We start from the raw sequence: 20,355 nt of genomic DNA on the forward strand, positions 1-20,355 counted from the left end.
TCCGATGGGCTGGAGGCGCAGATCACGCAGCATCCGCTCTCTGCAGGCGTCGTTGATGCGGGTCGGCACGTCCCGTCTGGGGAGCGTGGATCAACGATAGGGATGTCATGGCGGGCAAGTTCGTCTTCTTGAAGGAAGATTTCCTGATCGAAGGGGAGTGGGGCGGGATCGCTCTCGAGGCGCCGATGCGGCAGCTGAAAGCCGGTATCGGGTCTGGGGGCAGCACGATTTCGGAGGCGGCGTTCGCGGCCCTGGGGGCCATCAGCGTGGTTCTCACCCCGGTGATCACTGAGCAGTGTGAGGCCGTCCGGGTTGAGTTCGCCACGGACGAGGGCGTCTGGACGGCCACCCTGGACCTCGCCGCCCAGCACGTGACCTTCCTGAACAAGACCACCGGCGAAGTCGAGGACCCGCTGCCCGTACGTCCTCAGGCCGGTGAACAGGCAGCAGGCGACTTCTCACTGGAGCGCATGGGCATCCCTGCCATGGAGACCCCGCGCGGAAACGTCACGATCGACACGGTGCTCGTCCTGGTGTATCTGCAGCAGCACCATGCGGGACGCAAGCTCTTCGGCTCGGTCAGCGTGACGGACATGAACCTCACTCTGGAGGTCTGCTTCGGCGTCCTCCATGAGGAGGCCGCGCGTCTCAAGGCACAAGCTAAAGCCAAGCGAAGCCAGGCGACCAGGGACGCGACCACCTTGCGCAAGGCAGCCGAGCAACGCCAGGGTTACGGGCTGCCCACCTCGTTTGATCTCGACATGGAGGAAGAGAGCTACGCCAAGACCGCCGATAGGCATGCTGCCGAGGTCCTGCGCCTGACGCAGGACCTCGAGCACCATCAGGGTGTTCTGACGGGCCGGGAAGCAGAAGCGGCACGGGGGCTGCTCGCCGTCTCGGACGCTGCCACCGCAGGGGACCGGGCCCATCAGACATACATCTCTGTGTATGAGCGCCGCGGGCTCACGCGACAGCGCCTCACGGCCGCGGAGGAAGCGGTGCGGCCTCGCACACATTGCCCCGAGTGCGAACAGCCGCTGAAGGCGCGCTCAGGCACGGGCCCATTGTGCCCGTTGTGCCGCCAGCCCGACCCAGGCCTCACCGCACGACAGGCTCAGCGCGCCCGGGAACTGGAGCGGGCCGAGGAAGCTGCGACAGCAGCGGACTCGGCGGTGCGCGATGCCCAGCGCACCGTGCAGCAGGCGGTCGATGTGCGACGCAAGGCCGAGCAGAACGCGCAGCGGCTGGCCGACCGGGCAACTGTGTACCGGGCGCAGGAGATTGCTCCGCGCGAAGCAGCACGGAGCCGCGCAAAGGCGGGGGAGGGCGAGGCGCGGGCGAAGCTGGAGGCGGTCAAGGCGCGACGCCAGGAGCTCGCTCAACTCACCGATCTGGAGAGGAAGGCCGCGTCGTCGTCCCAGCAGGCCGATGACGCGGCACAAGCCTGGACCGCTGCCGAGGGGGACGCGCAGGAGCACAGGCAGCAGACCGCGAAGCAGCTATCGCAGATCTTCGCGGCCATCGCGATTCCCATGGCCCCAGACAAGATCCGCAGCGCTGTGATCGATCCGAAGACCCTGGCACCAAAGATCAACAATCGGACTCTGAAGCAGCTCGCCCGCTCAGCAGGACTGGTGAGCATCGCTCACACCGCCTACCACCTCATGGTGCTGGAAGCCGCCCGCAGCATGCCGCTCGTCCTGCTTCCCCGCGTCCAGTGGCTAGATGCCCCCCTCGACGGTCTCGGGGGCGGACCCGAGGGCGAACGCCTCGCCAACGCCGTCCTGGCAATCTGCGCAGAAACCGCCGACAGCGACGCCCAGATCGTTCTCACCACCCCGCAGCCACTCCCCGTCAGCCCGGAAGGTCTCCACGCGACCGAACACGACAGCACCCGGCCGTTGATCCCACACGCACGTCCCGACAACGACGAACTGTGACCGACCTCCACAGCGCTCCGCCCGCTGTATCCGCGCAGGCCCCGGCTCAGACCCAGACGAGCCATCCACCCGTCGTCGAGTGCGTCGGGATCGACGACATGATCCTCAGCTACAGCAGCGAGCACTGGATCGATCCGTGGCACGAAGACGGCGTGCAGCACTGGGACGTCGGCATGCACTTGAACGAGGACGGCCCCGGCCCCTGCTTCGGCACGATCAGAATCTGCGTCGCCGACCAGTACCGCGGAGCCAACATCGTGGACAGCTTCGACAACCTCAGCGCAGACCTCTACCGAATCGGCAGGACCCTGTATGAACCTGAGTCGGGTGACCTGAGGGACGATCTCTTGGACCTTCTCGCCCTGCCAGGAAAGACGATCATCGTGGACAAGGTCACCATCGACCGCCGCCTGCGGGGACACGGTCTCGGGGTATACCTCACCGGACTGGCTCTGGACTATCTCAGCCACGGGGCCGGCGTCATCGCGCTTTTTCCCGGCCCGGTAGAACGCGACGATCACACCGACTATGGACGGGCCTGTGCCAGCCTGGGACGGGCATGGTCACGCATCGGCTTCGAGCCGTACAACGACGGGACCTGGATCCTCGACCCCGGTCTGACCACCCTCGACAACGCTCTCCGCCGCGAACGTGAACGCCTCCAGCATCACCGCTGGACTGTGACCTTCTGCGCGGAAGAACACCGCACTTGTGAGTCCTGCACGATCAGCGCCATCACCATGCCCAAATCCGTCCCGCACCCGCTGGGCCCACCCGCGTCGCAGGTGACATCGCTCATGGGACATGACGTTCACGGCACCAGCAGGAACAACGAAGCCTGAGACACGCCTGCCGCGGACCTGCACTGGAGGCTGGCGCGGACCCCAGGGCCCGTGCTGGCGCATGGCGACCAGCCGGAACCACTCACCTCGGCCTCTCGGGTATCCCGGCGGCCCCCGTTTCGGTGATCTGCAGCCTGTCGGTCGCCCCAGCCATACGCCCGGGCGCCAGACTCGCCGCCGTGGCCCACCCGCACACCCCTGATCCCGCTCTCGAGATCTCCCCTGCTGGGGCAAGCCGGATGACTGCCGGCGCTGACCGGACCCGACTCCCGCTCGTACGCTGGGTGCTCGCCCCGCGCACAACCTGGCAGGCCCGGCGCCTGGCCGCCGAATTCGGTGAGAGGATGGACGCGAAGACCGCGTGGGTGATGGCCCGCCTGGCCCGCCATCCCGACGAACTCGGATATGCCATGGCCCACTTGGATGACGAACGCGCCACTGCGAATTGAGGACGTGCGAGTGTCGTGGGCTCCGTCAGGTAGGCCCCCGTGCTTGCGGGCGTGAAGGCGGGTCTTTCCAGTTCAACCAGACTCTTCTCCGGCGGCCTTGGCCGTGGTCCGGCACGGCACCTGGGCAGCGGCACATTGCCAGTACACGGCCCAGCCGACTCCGGACCGCCCCGACGGAGCGATCATCGCCACCACCGCACCCGACCGATGGAGCGGTGAGCCGGTCCGCATCCTCAACCTGACGCCCTGACGCTGACGCCGGAATACCCGCTGGCGCCGAGGTGGGGTCGGCAGAGCTGGACGAGGCGGTGCCAGCGGTCGCGGACGGCCCCGGCCCCATCAAGCCACTGCGCGGAGGAGGGGCCGAGCTGGGGGCAGGCCGCTTCAAAGCGAAGAACATGGCCTGACACCACCATAGGCACCAGTTTTGGTGGCTAAAGTGGTGGCATGGCTGTGATGACCCTGCGCATCCCTGACGATCTGGATCCCTCGATCCGCGCCGGTGCTGAGGCTGCTGGCCTGTCCCTGAACGCGTACATCGTCCGGGCGGCTCGCCGCCAGGCCACTCTGGATGCCGCGCGGCAGCTCGCCTCGCTGGGTCTGGGGGAGGACCTGGCAGGCGAGGGCGACGCTCTGTGAGACGCGGTGAGGTCTGGACTCTGGCCGACGGACGCAGCGTCCTGATCGTCTCGCTGGACGGTCTGGAGGCGTCGTTCAAGGCGGTACTCGCGATCGTGCTGCATCCGAGCGGGCGCTACCCCGACACGGCAATGAGCGTGGTGATCGGCGACCCGATGCCGTGCACCGCGGTCGCCGTGAACCTCCAGCAACTGCACGCGCAACGCTTCACGGACGCGACCCGCGTCGGCGTAGTGCCCGCCGAAACGATGGCGCGGGTAGACCAGGCGCTGCGCGCGGTTCTCGATCTGTGAGGCGCATTCTCACCTCACCAGGAGCGTAGGCGCGGATGAGGGTGCCGCTTGCTCCATGCGGTCCGGGACGCGGCCGCGACACACGGCGGCCGAGTAGGAGCGCAGATCAGCCTGTCCACCCCACGTCGAGCATCTCGACGACACCAGCCGTCACGCTGCACGCGGCCTGGCTCGACGCTCCGAACGCCACGGCCGGACCCAGGCGCACACCCGGGGCGTCAGCCATGGAGTCGATGACGGCGAGCACCTCGGCCGGCAATGCCTCCATCACCGCGTCGGCCCAGCCCGTCAAGTTCGGTTGATCCCCGGAGCCGGTAGATGCGGCACCGGCTGCCGCGACGGTGGGGCACCGGGTCGGAGACGTCCCCGACCCGACACTCCCATCGTCGCTCGCCAGCAGGAGCACGCCGCGCCGCCCTCCCTCTGCGCTTGCGGGTCCCGCGCCGGCACTTCCCGGCCAGCTGACCCTCGCTGGCCAAGGCACTATGAATTCGCAACACCCGACGCACGGGCCGCCCGCCGCCCGTATCAACGTCTTCATGGCCACCACACCGTCCCGCGGCTCTGGTCGCGCCCGCCGCCGTACCCGGACCATGCCCCGCCGCGCTGCCGTTCCGATCGGCTCCCGAGCCCCGCGCCGCCGCACCCGTACTCTTGGACCCAATCCGGGGCAACTGGGCTCGATACGCGGCAGAACTCCACGACCGGCCCCACCCCCAAGCGTCACTGAGCCGCGCAGCGGGCACTAGTGAAATTCCGAGCACCTGACGGTCCAGCGGTCTTATCGTCTCGGCTATGGATTCAGAGCAGTTGAAAGGTTCAGCCCACAGATGGATGAATGCCGCACTGGCGGCTTTCGTCGAGGGCCCCGAGAGCTACGACTTCGCCGTTCACCACGCTGGAGTGGCTACGGAGCACCTGCTCAAGGCATACCTCGCCACGATTCATCCAGCTCTGATCGTCGACGGTCGGCACTTCGACTCGTTGCTCCATGCCACGGGCCTGGGTTCCCACGCAGGCCCGCTGACCAAGGTCAAAACCATCGGCCTTGTTGAAGCCCATGAGCGAGTGGTCAAGCTCCTTCCCAGGAAGATCCCGATCGACAGAAAGGCTCTTGAGCCCCTGGCGGACGCCCGCAACGGAGTTGCCCACAGCGCGATACACGACTCATCGCAAGCCGAAGCAGTGTTCACGGTCTGTCTGCGCTTGGTCGACCCTGTTCTCGAAGAACTGAAAGTTGATCCGACGAGCTACTGGGGCCCCTATCTGATCCTGCACGACAAGCTGGTCGATGAGCAGGTCCGACAGGAACGCGTCGCGGCGGAAGCCCTCCTGGTCAAGGCCCGGTCAGTGTTTGAACAGCGCTTCGGACACATGTCACGCAAAGAGCGTGAGGTCGTTCTGGCCGCGATCACCAGCCAGCCGATGATCAACATGAGCAAGGAAGCGCCAACAGAGTGCCCTGCCTGCGGTTCTCAGGGATGGGTAGCTGGCGAAGTGACCGTTCGGGGCTTCGAGCCTGACGCCAGCGTCTACCTCGTCCCTTACGCGTTCCACTGCGCGGCATGTGACCTCGAAGTCGGGACCAAGCTGCTCAGACACTTCGGTGACCTGGATTACGACATGCACCTCTTGGACGAGGACCCCTACGACTACCTCAGCGACGAACCACCGGTGGACGAAGATCTCCACAGAGGCCGATGACCCAGCCCGCCCAACGGCATTCCGCAGGTTCTGTTAGCCGGAGTTACCAATAATCCGCGCGTTGTCGTCCAGGCCGGTCGTCTCCGTGTCGAGGACCACCACGTCCGGGTCGACGAGCGCCTCAGCCGCCCACCGCACGCGAGCTGCAGCCGCCTGCCGCTCCCGCTTCGCGCGCTCCCGCTCCCGCTCCCGATACTCGGCACGGATGCGCTCCTGTTCCCGCTCGCGACGTCGTTTAGAGAAGCCGCAAGCACCTCGCTGCGGCTGATAACAAGCCTTTTGGGGCGCAACGGCCGCCGCACGGAGCCGCGCTACATCCCCAGTCAGTACGACCCCATCGACGACTTGGACGCCTGTTAACGGTGGGAGGGCAGATTGGTGTTTCTGTGACAGGTTGTCACCGATCGCGGGACATGACGCACCTCCTATTCCCGGCTGCCGGAGAACAGCAGCTCGGCCAGTGCCCGGAACATGCTTTCCGGATCCCGCTCGCCCACCGGCTCCCGCAGGTTCTCGCTCAGCAGGAGCGTGGCGAAGCCGTGGGCGAGCGACCAGGCGGCGATCCCCGCAAGCCGGGCGTCCTCTCCGCGCCAGCTTGGCGATATTCCGGAGATCCCGGCCCGCAGTTCGGCCCTGGCCCGGGCGCGGGCGGCGAGCAAAGCTGCGTCGTCACCGCGTAGCAGGTCCGGGAGGAACATGACCTGGAAGTGCGCGGGATGCTCGATCCCGAACCGAACATAGCGAACCCCCCGTTCGCGTAGATCGGCTGCGTCGGCGAGGGCGTCCGCCAGCAGGTGATAGCCCTCCGCGGCGATCGCGGTCAGCAGACCCGTGCGGTCCTTGAAGTGGTGGGCAGGGGCCGCGTGCGAGACACCGGCGCGACGGGCGAGATCGCGCAGGCTCAGGGCGCCGGGGCCCTCGGCTGCGATCACGTCGAGGGCTGCAGCCAGGACAGCGTGACGCAGATCGCCGTGATGGTACGAACTGCTCTTGGTGGTCATGCTCAGCAGGTTACGCCAAATCTAGTCGTTGACAAGTTTGGAAAGGGTCGACAATCTAGTCGGTGTCAAGTTCAGGCGGATAGAACGCAGAGCAGGGAGAGCGCATGTCGGATCAGAGATCCCAGACCGAGCTCAGCCGTGTACGTCACTTGTGGCATCTGCTGGAGCCACTGCACGCGGTGGTCTATTTCGCACCAGAGGCCTTCGAGGAGTCGGATCGGCTCGGCATCAAGTCCGGCCGTTGGCCGAGTTACTTCGCCTGGCGGGCCGCTCCGCTCGGGGCGGTCGGGAGCGAGCAGGTGACGTCCGCGTTCTACAGCTTCAGCCCGGAGACGGTCAGGGAGCACATTCCCTCCGTATGGAACGCCGCAGACCCTGAGAACGTCCTCGCTGCTCGCCATCGTGCCGTCGACCGCGCATACCGCGCACTTCTCGGTGACCGTATCGACAGCCCCGAGCTGGCCGAAACCGCCGCCCTGGCCCGCCGTGCCGCCGAGGCTGCCGTACACACGGGCCGGCCACTTGCCGCCGCTAATGCTGCGCAGCCCTGGCCGGACGCCCCACACCTGGTGCTCTGGCAGGCCGCGACGATTCTGCGCGAGCACCGTGGGGACGGCCACCTCGCGGCGCTGCTGATCGCGGGGCTCGACCCAGTGGAGTCGCTGGTGTCGTTTGCAGCAATCGGGGCGGCGCCCGAGGAGACCTTCGCAAGCCGGGGCTGGAGCAAGAAGGAGTGGGCCGCTGCGTGCCAACGGCTGGCCGGGCGGGGCTTGTTGGAGTCAGACGGCACGGCGACCGGCATGGGGCGTGCGCTGCGCACCGAGGTCGAGCGTCACACGGACGAGCTGGCGGCAGCACCCTGGCAGGCACTGGGCGCGGCCGACATGGCCCGGCTCGGCAACCTACTGGGGGACTACTGGGTCACGGTCATCGGGTCGAGGATGCTGCCGGGGACGAACACGCTGGGCATCGGCAAGGTGTGACGGAAAAGGAACAAGCCGCCCGCAGTGCTGTCCGCGAGCCTGGCCGGGGAACTCGTTGGCCTGCCCCCGGTAGCCCTCGTCGGCCCCGGCTTTCATCTCCTGATGGAGGCGGAGCTGTTTGGTGATGCCCTCGGTGCCGACAGATGTCTGGTCGTGCACGCGGCCGGGGCGGTCAGCACCGGACCACAATGTGCGGCCCTGGGAGTCACTGACAGCTGCTCGCCCAGGGCCGCCGACTATGCCACCGTGGCCATCACGGTCGGGTGCGGAGGAGGCCGGCACCGTGCACCTGTGCTTGCCTCCCGGGCCGCCGCGCACATGGACCACCTCGATGGCTTTGTTGGTGAGTTACGGCTCTGGTCCACTTCGTGTGGTCGCGTACGCAGGGTGACTGTTGGTCTTCGTGTGATGGCGGTTGAGTTCGCCCGGAAATCGCTCGGCTGGATGATGGTGTGGTCGACAGTCCTTCGCCGTGAACGAAGTGCTGCCGCAGTTGGACGAGCTGCTGTTCTCCTCGGTCGAGGGCGTGTTGGTGGAATCGGTCGAGGTGACCGAAACGGTCGTGAGGGTCGAGGCCCGTACGGCCGTCGGGCGGGCTCCCTGTCCAGGGTGTGGATGCTGGTCGGGGCGAATACACGGCTTTTACCAGCGGTTCCTTCGTGATCTGCCAACGGCGGGCAAGTTCGTCGTGGTGTCGTTGCGGGTGCGGAGGTTCGTCTGCGAGGAGGAATCCTGCGAGCGCAAGACCTTCGCCGAGCAAGTACCCGGCCTCACCCGCAGGTTCGGACGACGGACTGAGCGGCTGCGGTCGACACTGGTATCGGTCGGTCTTGCGCTCGCGGGCCGGGCCGGCGCCCGGATGACGGACGCCTTCAAGGTCCCGGTCAGCCGGAACACCCTGCTGAGGCTGATCGCCTCGCTTCCGGACCCCGCCGCCACAGCACCCCGCGTGGTCGGCGTGGACGAATACGCCCAGCGCAAGGGCCGAATCTACGGAACCGTGCTGGTCGACGTCGAGACACGCCACCCGGTGGATCTCCTTCCCGACAGGGAGGCGGACACGCTCGCGGCCTGGCTCGCCGAGCGGCCCGGCATCGAGATCGTCTGCCGTGACAGGGCTCCCTTCTTCGCCGAGGGCGCCGCTCGTGGCGCCCCGCAGGCCCTCCAGGTCGCCGACCGGTGGCATCTCTGGCATAACCTGGGCGAAGCTGCCGAGAAGTGCGTCTACCGGCACCGCGGCTGCTTGCGCCCCATGCCGACACAGCCGGAGGAACCTCAGAAGGAGCCTGAGCCGACCGCGTTGTCGCCCTGGCCGACAGGGCACCGGTTCGCCGAACGCACCCGCGCCAAGCACGCCACCATCCACGCTCTCCTCGCCGCCGGGCACAGCAAGCGGTCCGTCGCCCGGCAGCTCGGGATGACCCTCAACACGATCCTGCGCTTCTCCCGCGCCACCACGCCGGAGGAGATGGTCACCGGGCAGTGGCAAAACCGTGCGACTGAGCTCGACGCTTTCAAGCCCTACCTCGATCAGCGCTGGCAAGAAGGCTGCACCAATGCCTGGAAACTATGGGAGGAGATCAAGGAACAGGGCTATCCCCGCGGTTACGCCGGTGTCCGCGACTACGTCAGCAGGAATCTCCGCGGCAAGCCCCAACCAGTCGGCCCCCGCCCACCGTCGGCCCGCGCCGTCACACGCTGGCTTCTCACTCACCCCGACGCCCTGCCCGAAGGCGACAGGCTCCAGCTCAAGGCAGTCCTGGCCAACTGCCCCGAACTGACGGCACTCTCGGAGCACGTGCGTTCCTTCGGCCACATGGTCGCCCACCTCCAGGGCGACCAGTTGCCGGCCTGGATCGAAGCGGCCACATCCACTACCGATCTGCCCAGCCTCCGACACTTCGCCCAGCACCTCGAACGCGACATCGACGCCGTCATCGCCGGCCTCACACTGCCCTGGAACTCCAGCGTCGTCGAAGGCCACGTTAACCGGATCAAGATGCTCAAGCGTCAGATGTTCGGCCGTGCTGGCTTCGCCCTGTTGAGAAAGAGAGTCCTGTTGTCGTGACTCATGCGGAACATCAACAAGCGGGCAGATCGGCCGGACGGTCCACGGCATACACCGTGACCGGGCGGCCCTGCAGATGGTCCTCTCGACGCGGCGCGAACCCCATGCGCTCGGCCACCCTCACTGACGCCTCGTTGCCCGGCCGCATCAGAGCCGTGAAGTAGTCGTCATCAAGGGTGGCAAACCCCCAGTCCAGACACGCTTGAGCAGCCTCGGTCGCATAGCCGTGCCCCCAGTGATCCGCTCGAAGGGTCCACCCCAGCTCCACCTCGTCGAACTGCTCCCAGTACTGCAGACCGCTTCGCCCGATGAACTCCCCGCTCGACTTCAGTTCGATAGCGCACAGGCCATGGCCCCGCTCAGCCCACTGCCGCTCGATCACAGTGAGACGTGCTAGTGCCTGTTCACGTGAGAAGGACCCGACGAAGCGGTTGACCTGCGGGTCGGCATGGAGCTCGACGAAAACGTCGACGTCAGACACCTGCAGAGGCCGCAGGAGCAGCCGCTCAGTCTCGATCATGCGTCCGAGCATAGATCTCGCCGCCAACCGAGCCCAGGTAGTCGCCGCAACCTCACTCAGCGTTGCGCACACCACACGAAGTGGACCAGAGCCGGCTTTCGCCTATGCGCTGAGCCTGTCCGGCTGGTTGCTCGTACCCGCGATTATCGGTGGCGCTGCGGGCTACTTTCTGGGCCGCCAGATTGATGCTCGCCGGCCGCTGTCAGAAGAGGAGATCCGCGAGCGGGTAACAAGCCCGGAGCAACCCGCGACGCCGGAACCCGACCGCGCCCACAGGCTCCGCATCCGCTCGCTCGTCGAGCTGGAGGCCGAGGACGGGGAGGGGCGCCGTTTCGTCGAGCGGTACGTCGAGGGCCCGCACGCCGGAAACCGCGAGGCGGCTGAGGAGCACTGGAGCGACACCATTCAGTTCGTCGCGGACAACTGGGCGCGGCTTGAAGGACTGACGCCCGCGGTAGCCGCAGCTGAGGCCGAGCGGCTCGCGCGTGCAGCCGCGTTCAACGCAGCCCAGCTGGACCGGTGCTTCGTGTGCGATCAAAACCGTCGCGTGTAGTGCTGACCGCTACGGTGGTCTCATGGCGCCCAAGGAGTCGGCCGACCGGGTCGTCGAGCGGATGCTCGGCACCTCATTCCCGGAGGCCTCCTACAGCGTGATCCAGGACGCCGCTCGTGCCACAGCTGATGTCGCACTGCGGCGCGAGCCAACGGAGGCTGATGCGCGGGCCTTTGCGGCCCGTTACCGGGGCCGGCTCCTGCCATTTGAGCTACCGCCTACCGCGACTCCCCGCTCCGGGAGCCCCCGTGAGCGCGGCCCCGCCCCCAGGCGTCGACGGTGGTCGCCGTTCCGGCGGCGCAGGGCAGAGGGTGAATGGCAGCAGACCCTCTGGCAAGAGACCCACCGCCAGGAGGCCTTGATCGCGGCTGGTCAGCGCCGCATGGAGCTGCTGTTGCGGGCCATGAACGATCCCGCCTTGGCAGAGACCGTGTACCTCGGCGATGGCTTCATGGCTCCCCAGACACCAGAGCGGCGTCGCCAGTACCTCTTCGTGCGGGCGATGTACGAAAACATGGTCCTCTCATGGGCCACGGGCGCCCTACCTTGGGATGACCTGTTCGTGCACATGCGGGCCTTCCTGCAGAACCCCTTCGTACGGGAGTACTGGTATGCCACCCAGCCTGAGCGGGCCGGTCTGGCGGCTGACAGTCCGGAGGCAGAAGTAGCCAAAATGATCGACAGGTTGGTCCAGGCTCTCGAGGAAGCCGAAGAAGAGTGGTGGACCGTGGGACAGCCCCCCGGCGAGCAGGACTTCTGACCACCGGATCCCTATCTCGACCAAAGGCGGCGCTTGGCCCACAACACACTTACACCGCCCGGCGCCTGGCTCCCGCAGTCGAACGAAAGGACAGGGGATGAGCCAGTATTCAAAGCGTCTCAGTGTTTTCCTTGGCGGCTTGATAATTCTAGGACTTGCCTTCTGGCCGATCATGGCGTGGATGTCAGGGCTGGGGCAAGGTGCCAGGTGGGCTATAGGCATACCCATGCTCATTATTCTTTTCGGCTACATGTTCATGGGTGGCATATGGGCCAACCAAGGAAGTCGGCGGTCCTGAATACGGGCCCCGCTGCCGGGTCCTCGCCTGTATGTGACGGTGGCCCCGACCAGAACTCTGGCCGGGGCCACCGGTGTGTCCGGGGTCAGGTGCTGGCGCGCAGATGTTCCTGCCGGGCCTGGGCCAGGCCGCGCCATGCGGAGCGGACGTCGGCCTCGCCGGTGAGCCAGCGGGTGGTGGAGGGTTCTGGCAGGGGCAGGGGCAGGGGCAGGGGCAGGGGCAGGGCGGCCATGAAGTGGGCGATGTCGGCGTAGCACGTCATCGATCAAGGGATCTGGCACAGGCACTGACCGCGAGTCTGGGGCACACTCAACTCCGTGACCCAGGTCCCGACTCCGCCCTCCGCATAAACCGACAACGCCGGGGGGGAGATGCGGGCCGCGCGGCGGCGCCCATCAGGGTCAGCGAGTTCACAGCGAGCGCGCCGCCGACGAGCACGGCGAGCATCTTCCTTCGTTTCGGTCATGTTCGGTCTGCAGCTGGACAAAAATCGCGGTACGGCACTTCAGGGATGTACTTCTGCCAGTCGGACCGGGACAGGCTGCCGCCGGCGCGCGCGCAGACGGACGCGGTCACGCGCTCCGGGTCCACCGGGAGGGAGCGGGGGGTGCTGTGCTCGCCCGCGGTGTAGAGCGTGCGGCCGTCCGGGGAGAAGGCGAGTGCGAGCACGGCGTCGCCCGGCGTCGGCAGAGGGGTGCCCAGCGGCCGGCGGGAGGCGGCGTCCCAGAGTTGCAGCGTGCCGTGGTCACCCGCCACGGCCAGAGTGCTGCCGTCGGGTGAGTAGGCCAGCGCGGTGACCGCCTCGGTGTCCCCGGGTCCCGGCCGGGCGGCGCCGTACGTCCCGGCGAGTGAGCCGAGGTTCTGCTTCACCTCGCCGTCCCAGAGTGCGACCCGTCCGCTGGTCGCGCCCGCGGCCAGCTGCTTGCCGTCCGGGCTGAAGGCGAGCGCACTGATCTCTTTGTCGGGGAGTCTATTGGCGGCGGTCCGGCCCGAGGGAAGGGTGATCGTCTGTTCAGGGGCGACGAGCAGCCGTCCGTCGGGGCGCATCGCCAGTGGGTCGCTGTCTTGCGAGGTCATGAAGGACTCCACGCGAAAACTGCCGTCTGGAGTGCCGGTCTTGTGGGTCGGCCGCTCAGCGGTGGCCCGCCGCATCCTCGTGCCGGTCGAGACGTTCCAGGTTTCCGTGGGCGCCTTGCCCCAGTGGCGGATCAGCAGGGACCGTCCTTCGAGGGTGAAGGCGAGGCCCACCACCGCGGCGTCCTCGCGGGAGGAACCGGGCCTGGTGAGCGAGCGGGACCGGGAGCTCTTCCGCACGTCCCACAGCGTGACAGGGCTCTGTTTGCCAGGGCTGCCATCGGCGTCGAGCATGAGCCTCGTGTAGGCGAGGGCGCTGCCGTCAGGGGCGACTGTGAGTTCAGTGCGACAAGTGTCGTCGCTGTAGGGGGACTTCGCTCTTTCGCACCGCACAGCAGGGGTGTGAGAGATCGGCTTTCCGTCCCGGACGCGGCGCACTTCGAACCGCGAGGTGTCCTTGCTGCGTCGTTCGAGCGCCAGAATCCGGCTGTTCTTGCTGTATTTGGCCTGGGCGGCGGGCTCTCTTCTCCACCCGTCGGCTGTTGCCGCGCCGTAGGACAGGGTGCGCACCGTGAGGTCGGTGCTGCCGAGCTCACTGAGGTAGCGGATCGCTCCGGCGTTCACGTCGAAGCGCAGCTGAGTGGCTGACTCGTTGGTGAGAGGGATGCGGAAGACCGGTTTCGTGGGGTTCGCTGTCCTCCACAGCAGGATTTCCTCGCCGTCGGTGGCCACGATGAACCTGCCGTTGGGGCTGAGGGCCGCCTCATCCAGCCCCTTGTGCCGGATGCGGGTCCGCTCCCGGTGCTTGTCCAGGTCCCACACCCGCACTTCGTCCGTGGTCAGGGCCATCAATGCACGGCTGTCCTGGGCGAAGTGGAGGGAGGACTCCTCGTCGCATGCGTTGCGCCCGTACGCGCCGGGCCACGGGCTGGACCGCTCCACCTGTTTGCGGTGCCCGGTCAGGTCCCGGATCCGCAAAGGGCCCTTGCGGTCCGGGCACAGGGCCAGCAGCCGGTCGTCCGGGCTGATGGCCCACTGGATGGCGGGACCGCGCCGCTGGAAGCTCACGCGCTGACGCTTCGCGTCCCAGAGCGTGATGTCGCCCGATTCCTGTTCCTCCAGCACCATGCGGCCGCTGGGACCGAAGGAGTAGGTCGAGTCGGCGTGCCCGAAGGGCGCATCCATCGGCTTCCCGGTCCGCAGGTTCCGCAGCCGGACCTGGTCGTCCGACGTCGTCAGCAACTGGCGTCCGTCGGGGCCGAGGGCCACCGCTGCCTCGCCATTGAGAGGGAGGGAGGGGCCTGTGGGCCGGTGCCCGGTGGTGCTCCACGCCCGTACGGCACGGTCACCCGCCACGACGACGGTGCGGCCGTCCTCGCTCAGCTGCGTCATGCCCATGGGCTCCACCCCGGGGACTCCGTAAACATCCTGCTCCTTCTGGGACAGGGCGCCCAGCAGCGCCGAGCGGGTCTCGGTCGTCTCGTTCAGCGCCGCGGCAGCCGCACTCAGCCGCATCGCCGTGACGGGGTCGGAGGCGCGCATGCTGTCGGCCACTGCGGCTACCCGCCGGGCCACCGCCTCTCGGCGCCGCTGTTCACTGGTCCTGCTCTGCTGCCAGGCGACGGTGCCCGCCACCAGCGCGAGCGAGACCAGCAGCGCTACCGCACCTGTCACACCGTGCCGGACCCGCCGCCCGCGGGTCCGGGCCGCGGCACAGGCATGCAGGAAGTCCCGTTCCAGGACCGTCAGGTCGCCCTGCTGCTCAGCGGTGCGGAAAGCGTCTTCCGCTTCGGTGAGCTCCGCACCCCTCAGCAGGGTCGCGCTGTCGTGGCCGCGATCTTGCCAGTGGCGTGCGGCCTGGGTCAGGCGCCGGTGGCGGCGCAGTCGCTCCCGGGTCTCGTCGATCCATCGGTATAGCCGAGGCCATGCGGTGATCAGGGCTTCATGGGCGAGGTCGACAGTGGTCTCGTCCAGAGTGATCAGCCTGGCGCGGGCCAGCGTGTGCAGCAGTGTGGAGGAGTCGCTGCCCGTGGGGCCGGTGCTGTCCAGCTCGGTCCGGTCGACGGGGCGGCGGGTGTCCGGGGTGCCGTCGCCCGGGGTGATCAGGCGCAGCAGGATGCGGCGGGCGGTCTCGGTCTGGGGCTCGGTGAGCTGGGTGTAGAACGCCTCGGCTGTCTGGGCGATGGCGCCGTGGATGCCGCCGACCGCTTCGTATGCCTGGAGGGTCAGAGTGCGGCCCCGGCGGCGGCGCCAGGTTTCGAGGAGGGCGTGGGACAGGAGCGGCAGACCGCCCGGCTCTTCGCCCACCTCCTCGATGAGGCGGTCGGTCAGGGCGCGCTCCATGATCAGCCCCGCTGCAGTGGCGGGTCTGACGATCGCTTCGCGCAGTTCGGACGGCGTCATCGGGCCGACGGGCAGGCTCGCCTCTTGGATGACCGCGGCCAGCCCCTCGTGTTCCAGACAGCGGGCGTAGAAATCGGCCCGCACACCTATGACCACCCGCAGCCGACTGCCGCCGTCGCGGGCGGAGAGCAACAGATCGATGAACGCCCGCCGTTGCGCCGGGTCGTGGCAGAGGGTGAACGTCTCTTCGAACTGGTCCACGATCAGCCAGGTTTCCCCTGACGCCGCTGCCGGGATGAACAGCTTCGTGTGATCTGCCGGACGCGGCCCAGGGGTCAGGACGCGAATAGCCGCCGGGCGCGACGCGGCGTCCTCGGCCTCACGCAGGCACGCGATAAGGCCGGCGCGCAGCAAAGAGGACTTGCCGCTGCCCGAGGGGCCGAACACGGCCGTCACACGGTGGGCACGTGCCAGGCCGAGGAGGTCGTCGGTCAGGCGGGCGCGGCCGAAGAACAAATCTCGGTCGCCGACCTCGAAACGCACCAGTCCGCGATACGGCGCCACGGCCGTCTCCTCCTGCGGGACGCCGGCCCGGGCCTCCGTTTCCTGCTGCGCCTTACGCCATCGCTCCTGCCATTGCGCCCTGTCTCCTCCACATGCCTCCGCGTATGCCAAGGCCACCGCCAAGGAGGGAAGTTTCTCCCCTGCGGCGGCCGTCGACAGGGCCGTGACCGAATAGCCGGCCTGCCGAGCCATCGCCCGGTAGGTCGGCGTGCCCGCCTCCTGACGCAACTTGCGCAACGCGTACGCGAACTCCTCCACCGGCCCCTGACTTGGGTCCACCGGCTTCTCACGACGCCCCATCACAGCCTCCCCCGCTGATCGTCACGCATCCAGCATGAATCATTCCGCCCCCAGAAGCCGCCCGCCCGCAGCCGTCCCACATCACTCGAGTTCTTGTACAGCACCACGTCACAGGAAGCTCAACAATTCGACGGCCGCTAAACCAAGCTGTGCGACTGGGTCTGGCCGAAGCGCAACGGCAAGTGTCCGACCGTGCGCGGGGCCAGCCACGCCAATACACGGATCGCCAGCCAGCATCGGTGCGTCAGCGGGGTCAAGAACCAGTACACCGAGCCGCTCAATCTCGGTGAGGTTCCTGGGCCAAGCCCCGGTCACCTCGACCACCGCGGGCGCCCGGCCAAACGCACCCCGGGCAAAGGCAAGTGATGCCCCCGCGGCACCCGCCCTCGACCCTGCACCACGGGCAACCGTGCCGCGCCCGCTCCACGGTGCTCCCTCCAGAGGCCCAGACCGTCAGGCAGATCCGGAGCTGGTATCGCTCCCCAGGTCGTTAGAGGTCGCACAGATAGGCACGGTGATACCCAAGCAGCGGGCCGGGTACGGAGCCCTGACGATCATGGAGTTGCGACGCTCTGTGCTCATGGATGGTGCCTTTGTTAAGTACATCCCCTCACTCGGCGGCCACCATCGCATGCCATGCGCCCGGGCGCATGCCTGTCGCCCTCTGGAAGAACACCGAGAAGTTGGACGCGTCGGGGAAGCCGAGCGTGTTGGCGCAGGCGGCCGCAGTGAGGCGGTCGTGTGCGAGGAGCCGTTTGGCTTCCAGGACGATCCGATCGACGATGTACGCCTTCGCGCTGCGGCCGGTGACCTGCTGCACCGCTCTTGTGAGGGTGCGGGGGGCGTATCCCAGTGTCCGGGCGTAGTAGCCGACGTCGTGATGTTCCCGGAAGTGCGCATCGACGCTGGACCGGAACAGCCGGAACACCGGATTGATCGACCGTACTTCGGCGTGGGGAGGCCGTAGCCGGGCGATGAGCGCGGAGAGCAGGATCTCGGGCAGCTCCGTCGAGATATCCCCGGGCGGGGCGGATGCTTCGAGGAGGAGATGGTCGCGCGCGGTCTCGACGAACGGCCAGTCCGCGTCGGGAATGCACCAGTGTGCGACCAGGTCCGGGGACGCGACGAGTTCCCGGGTGGCGTGGGTGACCGGCGCGGTCGGCACGAACAGCACGACGTGCCCAGCCACGCCAGCGATGTCATCCCATCGGTGCACAGCTCCAGGAGCGACCCACACCGCGGACCGCTCCTGGAGCGGGTGTCGGAGGAAGTCCACGGTGACGGATCCGTGCCCGGCATCGACGACGGCCAGGACGTGGAAGTCGGCACGCTGCGTCCCGCCGTCGTTCAGCTCGCGAAGGCGGTCGAACGTCATGGTTTCGACAGTGGCGGCACGGCGCCCGACGGGCTGGTAAGTCATCTGGCGGATCACGGCCATCTGTCCAGTTTCCACCATCAGGCGACCAGTCGTGCCGATGCCCCGGCACAGCGGAAGAGATTCGATGAACACACAGAACAACCGCCTCAGAACCTTGATCGAGAGAGTCACGATGAACATGACGCAGCAGCCGCTATTGCCCGCTTACGACCACCGGCGGGGGACCGGACCGACCCTGGTGTTCCTGCACTACTGGGGTGGATCCGCCCGCACCTGGGACTTCGTCGTCGACCGCCTCGCTGGACGCGACATGCTCACTGTCGACTTCCGCGGGTGGAGCCGCTCGAGCAACCTGGCCGGCCCCTACAGCCTCCGCCAACTCGCCGACGACACGCTCGCCGTTATCGCCGACGCGGGCATCACCGACTACCTCCTCGTCGGGCATTCCATGGGTGGCAAGATCGCACAGCTCATAGCGGCGACCCGGCCCGTGGGCCTGCGCGGGATCATCCTCGTCGGTTCCGCTCCGGCGAAGCCCGCCGTAGAGATCACTCCCGAGTACCAGGAAGGCCTTTCCCGCGCCTACGACTCTGACGAGTCCGTCGCCGGCGCACGGGATCACATCCTCACCGCGACCGAGCTGCCCGAATCGATCAAGTCGCAGATCGCGACCGACTCACGGGCCAGCTCCGATGCCGCCCGTACTGAGTGGCCGCTGCGCGGCATCGCGGAGGACATCTGCGAGCACACTCGCATGATCAGCGTCCCCGCCCTCGTCGTCGCCGGAGAGAACGACCATGTCGAGCCCGTCGACGTGCTCGTCAACAACCTGGTGCCCTACCTCTCCGGAGCCGACCTCACGGTGATCCCGAACACGGGTCACCTGATCCCGCTGGAAGCTCCGGCCGATCTCGTCGAGGCAATCACGGCCTTCGCACCAGCAGTCTGACCATCAGTACGGCCTGCAAATCGACTTCGTCCACGATCACACACGGGACACCCGGAGACTGAATCCCAGCCCTCCCGCGTTGATAGGCACTCCGCCAGAGCTGCTTGCCGCGGCCGGCCGGGGGCCGCTCTGAACTCTCGGCAGGACCGTGCTTCCTCGAGCCGCTCGTCGTCACTGGGGAAGAACAGAGCGGGGAGCATCTGGTTGAGCTGGCCGGCGATTCGGTGGATCGGCGCCTATGCGGCTGGATGGTCGACCGTGTTGCTGAGGCCGGTCGTCTGCAGTCGCTCCAGCCAGTCCGACAGGATCCTTGCTCCGTCGCAGGTGAGCTTGATCGTGAGCTCGGGGTCTTTCATCCCTGACCCCTCTTTGAGCAGGCATCAATGTTCGACGGCACAACCTACCGATCGCCAGGGCCGTGAGGCGACCAGCCTGTACGGGGGCAAGCCACTTGCCGTCACCTTTCGTTGACATGCCTGAGCCGGTTGATCGCTAACTGCCTCCGCACCCCTGAAACGCGGCATTCGGGAGGTGGTGGTCGGTAGGCTGAGGATCTGTCGACGGTCACGTAATTCCCCAGGTGGTGGTGGTTGTGGTGGCGTTCGAGCACCGGGAGCCACGTGATCAGCTCGCTAGTAGTCTGCGGCCATGTCTGATCCCGTCCCCTTCGCCATGCCCACCCGTTTCGACGGGGCCCGAGATCGTGTCGCAGTTGTCGTTCCAGGTGTCGGTTACTCGCCTGCCAGGCCGCTACTGCACTTCGCCCGGAGTGTCCTGCTCCAGCACGGCTGGACGGTTCAGGAGTTGTGGTGGCAGATCCCCGATGGGTTCGCGCAGTTCACGGTGGACGACCGGATCGCATGGGTAGAGCGACAGGTCACCGAGGCCATCGAAGCCGAGGCGGGGGCTTGTCGGCTCGTCGTCGGCAAGTCCCTGGGCTCCCTCGCCTGCGGCATCGCAGCTGACAGGAACATCCCGGGAGCCTGGCTCACCCCGGTCCTGACCATCGACCATGTTGCCGCGGCTCTCCGGCGAGCCATGGAGCCGACCCTCCTCATCGGCGGAAGTGCCGACAAGCTCTGGGATTCACGAATTGCTGCATCCCTGCGACACGATGTCCTGGAAGTGCCCTCGGCGGACCATGGCCTGGAGCTTGCGGACGATGCCGCAGGATCGGTTGAGGTCCTGTGGCAAGTCGTCTCTCGGCTGGACCACTTCATCGGCTCGCTCGGCCGCTGAGGGCATCTAACAAGATCGGCTCGGGCGGGTTCTAGCCGCCGGCGGAGGTGTCCGGCTTGCCGGTGGGGCCCTTTGGCCGCTTGTTGGGCCGGTAGCTGGGTCCGTTCATGATGACTTGGTGGCTGGAGTTGATCAGCCGGTCCAGCAGGGACTCAGCGACGACCGGGTTGGGGGAGAGGGGATACCAGTCGCTGGGCGCCCTGTTGCTGGTGATGATCAGGGATCGGCCCTGTCGTTCGGAGACGAGTTCGTAGAGATCGTCGGCCTGGGATGCGGACAGCTGGCGCATGGCGAAGCCGTCGAGGATGAGCAGGTCAGGGCGGATGAGTTCGCGCAAGCGCCTGTCCCAGGTGCGGTCCGCGTGGCCGCCGGCGAGCTCGGCGAGGATGCGGCTGGTCTTGGTGAAGCGGACGTTGGCGCCCTGGCGGACGGCCTGCTGGCCTAAGACTCTCGCCGCA

The 20,355-nt window shown here is 67.4% G+C and carries 18 protein-coding genes and 1 pseudogene; 12 read left to right on the forward strand and 7 right to left on the reverse strand.

Translation table 11 applies throughout. The features are described 5' to 3' along the window. The first annotated feature begins 107 nt into the window (after positions 1-107). From ACZ7LU_RS38425 to ACZ7LU_RS38445, 5 genes are all read left to right on the forward strand, one after another. Positions 108-1,940 carry a hypothetical protein gene (locus ACZ7LU_RS38425; RefSeq protein ID WP_471919465.1) on the forward strand — a complete coding sequence of 611 codons (1,833 nt, stop codon included), beginning with the start codon at positions 108-110 and terminating at the stop codon, positions 1,938-1,940. Next, positions 1,937-2,782: a hypothetical protein gene (locus tag ACZ7LU_RS38430; protein ID WP_471919466.1), complete on the forward strand. Its 846-nt coding sequence runs from the start codon at positions 1,937-1,939 to the stop codon at positions 2,780-2,782. Before ACZ7LU_RS38425 ends, ACZ7LU_RS38430 begins: the two co-directional genes overlap by 4 nt. 239 nt (positions 2,783-3,021) lie before the next feature. Beyond that, positions 3,022-3,231 carry a hypothetical protein gene (locus ACZ7LU_RS38435; protein ID WP_471919467.1) on the forward strand — a complete coding sequence of 70 codons (210 nt, stop codon included), beginning with the start codon at positions 3,022-3,024 and terminating at the stop codon, positions 3,229-3,231. A 447-nt stretch (positions 3,232-3,678) separates the two neighbouring features. Beyond that, the gene (locus ACZ7LU_RS38440) at positions 3,679-3,870 is read left to right on the forward strand and encodes a toxin-antitoxin system HicB family antitoxin (RefSeq protein ID WP_471151288.1); all 192 of its coding nucleotides are present in this window, start codon (positions 3,679-3,681) and stop codon (positions 3,868-3,870) included. After that, entirely contained in the window at positions 3,867-4,163 is a 297-nt protein-coding gene (locus ACZ7LU_RS38445; protein WP_471919468.1) for a hypothetical protein, read from the forward strand. Before ACZ7LU_RS38440 ends, ACZ7LU_RS38445 begins: the two co-directional genes overlap by 4 nt. 106 nt (positions 4,164-4,269) lie before the next feature. Here ACZ7LU_RS38445 and ACZ7LU_RS38450 read toward each other — a convergent pair whose 3' ends face one another. After that, positions 4,270-4,455 (reverse strand): hypothetical protein, encoded by a 186-nt coding sequence (locus ACZ7LU_RS38450; protein ID WP_471919469.1) that lies wholly within the window; start codon positions 4,453-4,455, stop codon positions 4,270-4,272. 503 nt (positions 4,456-4,958) lie between these two features. Between ACZ7LU_RS38450 and ACZ7LU_RS38455 the strand changes: the two genes are divergently transcribed. After that, positions 4,959-5,867, forward strand: coding sequence for a hypothetical protein (locus tag ACZ7LU_RS38455; protein WP_471919470.1), 909 nt, complete (start codon positions 4,959-4,961; stop codon positions 5,865-5,867). 425 nt (positions 5,868-6,292) lie between these two features. Here the strand turns inward: ACZ7LU_RS38455 and ACZ7LU_RS38460 are convergent, their stop codons facing one another. Then, entirely contained in the window at positions 6,293-6,868 is a 576-nt protein-coding gene (locus ACZ7LU_RS38460) for a TetR/AcrR family transcriptional regulator (protein WP_471919471.1), read from the reverse strand. Positions 6,869-6,972: 104 nt separating this feature from the next. Between ACZ7LU_RS38460 and ACZ7LU_RS38465 the strand changes: the two genes are divergently transcribed. Both ACZ7LU_RS38465 and ACZ7LU_RS38470 read left to right on the forward strand, forming a co-directional pair. After that, complete coding sequence (locus ACZ7LU_RS38465; protein ID WP_471919472.1) at positions 6,973-7,851, forward strand: SCO6745 family protein; 879 nt, start codon at positions 6,973-6,975, stop codon at positions 7,849-7,851. 472 nt (positions 7,852-8,323) lie between these two features. Beyond that, complete coding sequence (locus tag ACZ7LU_RS38470; protein ID WP_471919473.1) at positions 8,324-9,919, forward strand: ISL3 family transposase; 1,596 nt, start codon at positions 8,324-8,326, stop codon at positions 9,917-9,919. Between the two features lie 13 nt (positions 9,920-9,932). On the opposite strand, the gene ACZ7LU_RS38475 is transcribed toward ACZ7LU_RS38470, so the two are convergent. Beyond that, a complete protein-coding gene (locus tag ACZ7LU_RS38475; RefSeq protein WP_471919474.1) occupies positions 9,933-10,439 on the reverse strand; it encodes a GNAT family N-acetyltransferase in 507 nt (168 codons plus the stop codon). Between ACZ7LU_RS38475 and ACZ7LU_RS38480 the strand changes: the two genes are divergently transcribed. Further along, complete coding sequence (locus ACZ7LU_RS38480) at positions 10,438-10,992, forward strand: DUF6313 family protein (protein ID WP_471919475.1); 555 nt, start codon at positions 10,438-10,440, stop codon at positions 10,990-10,992. The two genes, ACZ7LU_RS38475 and ACZ7LU_RS38480, sit on opposite strands and share 2 nt — an antisense overlap. A gap of 22 nt (positions 10,993-11,014) precedes the next feature. Then, positions 11,015-11,752 carry a DUF6082 family protein gene (locus ACZ7LU_RS38485; protein ID WP_471919476.1) on the forward strand — a complete coding sequence of 246 codons (738 nt, stop codon included), beginning with the start codon at positions 11,015-11,017 and terminating at the stop codon, positions 11,750-11,752. A 383-nt stretch (positions 11,753-12,135) separates the two neighbouring features. On the opposite strand, the gene ACZ7LU_RS38490 is transcribed toward ACZ7LU_RS38485, so the two are convergent. The 3 genes from ACZ7LU_RS38490 to ACZ7LU_RS38500 all read right to left on the reverse strand — a co-directional run bounded on the left by ACZ7LU_RS38490 (position 12,136) and on the right by ACZ7LU_RS38500 (position 17,769). Next, positions 12,136-12,312: a hypothetical protein gene (locus ACZ7LU_RS38490; RefSeq protein WP_471919477.1), complete on the reverse strand. Its 177-nt coding sequence runs from the start codon at positions 12,310-12,312 to the stop codon at positions 12,136-12,138. 200 nt (positions 12,313-12,512) lie between these two features. Continuing rightward, complete coding sequence (locus ACZ7LU_RS38495) at positions 12,513-16,331, reverse strand: nSTAND1 domain-containing NTPase (RefSeq protein WP_471919478.1); 3,819 nt, start codon at positions 16,329-16,331, stop codon at positions 12,513-12,515. 610 nt (positions 16,332-16,941) lie between these two features. Beyond that, complete coding sequence (locus ACZ7LU_RS38500; RefSeq protein WP_468317677.1) at positions 16,942-17,769, reverse strand: helix-turn-helix domain-containing protein; 828 nt, start codon at positions 17,767-17,769, stop codon at positions 16,942-16,944. A 112-nt stretch (positions 17,770-17,881) separates the two neighbouring features. Here ACZ7LU_RS38500 and ACZ7LU_RS38505 point away from each other — a divergent pair, with 112 nt between their 5' ends. Both ACZ7LU_RS38505 and ACZ7LU_RS38510 read left to right on the forward strand, forming a co-directional pair. Further along, a complete protein-coding gene (locus tag ACZ7LU_RS38505; RefSeq protein WP_471919479.1) occupies positions 17,882-18,658 on the forward strand; it encodes an alpha/beta fold hydrolase in 777 nt (258 codons plus the stop codon). Between the two features lie 648 nt (positions 18,659-19,306). Beyond that, positions 19,307-19,897: an alpha/beta hydrolase gene (locus ACZ7LU_RS38510; RefSeq protein ID WP_471919480.1), complete on the forward strand. Its 591-nt coding sequence runs from the start codon at positions 19,307-19,309 to the stop codon at positions 19,895-19,897. A 31-nt stretch (positions 19,898-19,928) separates the two neighbouring features. Here ACZ7LU_RS38510 and ACZ7LU_RS38515 read toward each other — a convergent pair. Further along, a pseudogene (locus tag ACZ7LU_RS38515) lies at positions 19,929-20,351 on the reverse strand (ATP-binding protein); the annotation flags it as partial. Between the last annotated feature and the right edge of the window lie 4 nt (positions 20,352-20,355).

This window comes from Streptomyces sp. NPDC039462, assembly GCF_055639375.1.

Coding starts and splice junctions, on each gene's coding strand:
- ACZ7LU_RS38425 (WP_471919465.1), top strand. CDS start 108: ATGGCGGGCAAGTTCGTCTTCTTGAAGGAAGATTTCCTGATCGAAGGG.
- ACZ7LU_RS38435 (WP_471919467.1), top strand. CDS start 3,022: ATGACTGCCGGCGCTGACCGGACCCGACTCCCGCTCGTACGCTGGGTG.
- ACZ7LU_RS38440 (WP_471151288.1), top strand. CDS start 3,679: ATGGCTGTGATGACCCTGCGCATCCCTGACGATCTGGATCCCTCGATC.
- ACZ7LU_RS38455 (WP_471919470.1), top strand. CDS start 4,959: ATGGATTCAGAGCAGTTGAAAGGTTCAGCCCACAGATGGATGAATGCC.
- ACZ7LU_RS38460 (WP_471919471.1), bottom strand. CDS start 6,868: ATGACCACCAAGAGCAGTTCGTACCATCACGGCGATCTGCGTCACGCT.
- ACZ7LU_RS38465 (WP_471919472.1), top strand. CDS start 6,973: ATGTCGGATCAGAGATCCCAGACCGAGCTCAGCCGTGTACGTCACTTG.
- ACZ7LU_RS38480 (WP_471919475.1), top strand. CDS start 10,438: ATGCGTCCGAGCATAGATCTCGCCGCCAACCGAGCCCAGGTAGTCGCC.
- ACZ7LU_RS38475 (WP_471919474.1), bottom strand. CDS start 10,439: ATGATCGAGACTGAGCGGCTGCTCCTGCGGCCTCTGCAGGTGTCTGAC.
- ACZ7LU_RS38485 (WP_471919476.1), top strand. CDS start 11,015: ATGGCGCCCAAGGAGTCGGCCGACCGGGTCGTCGAGCGGATGCTCGGC.
- ACZ7LU_RS38490 (WP_471919477.1), bottom strand. CDS start 12,312: ATGACGTGCTACGCCGACATCGCCCACTTCATGGCCGCCCTGCCCCTG.
- ACZ7LU_RS38495 (WP_471919478.1), bottom strand. CDS start 16,331: ATGGGGCGTCGTGAGAAGCCGGTGGACCCAAGTCAGGGGCCGGTGGAG.
- ACZ7LU_RS38500 (WP_468317677.1), bottom strand. CDS start 17,769: ATGGCCGTGATCCGCCAGATGACTTACCAGCCCGTCGGGCGCCGTGCC.
- ACZ7LU_RS38505 (WP_471919479.1), top strand. CDS start 17,882: ATGAACATGACGCAGCAGCCGCTATTGCCCGCTTACGACCACCGGCGG.
- ACZ7LU_RS38510 (WP_471919480.1), top strand. CDS start 19,307: ATGTCTGATCCCGTCCCCTTCGCCATGCCCACCCGTTTCGACGGGGCC.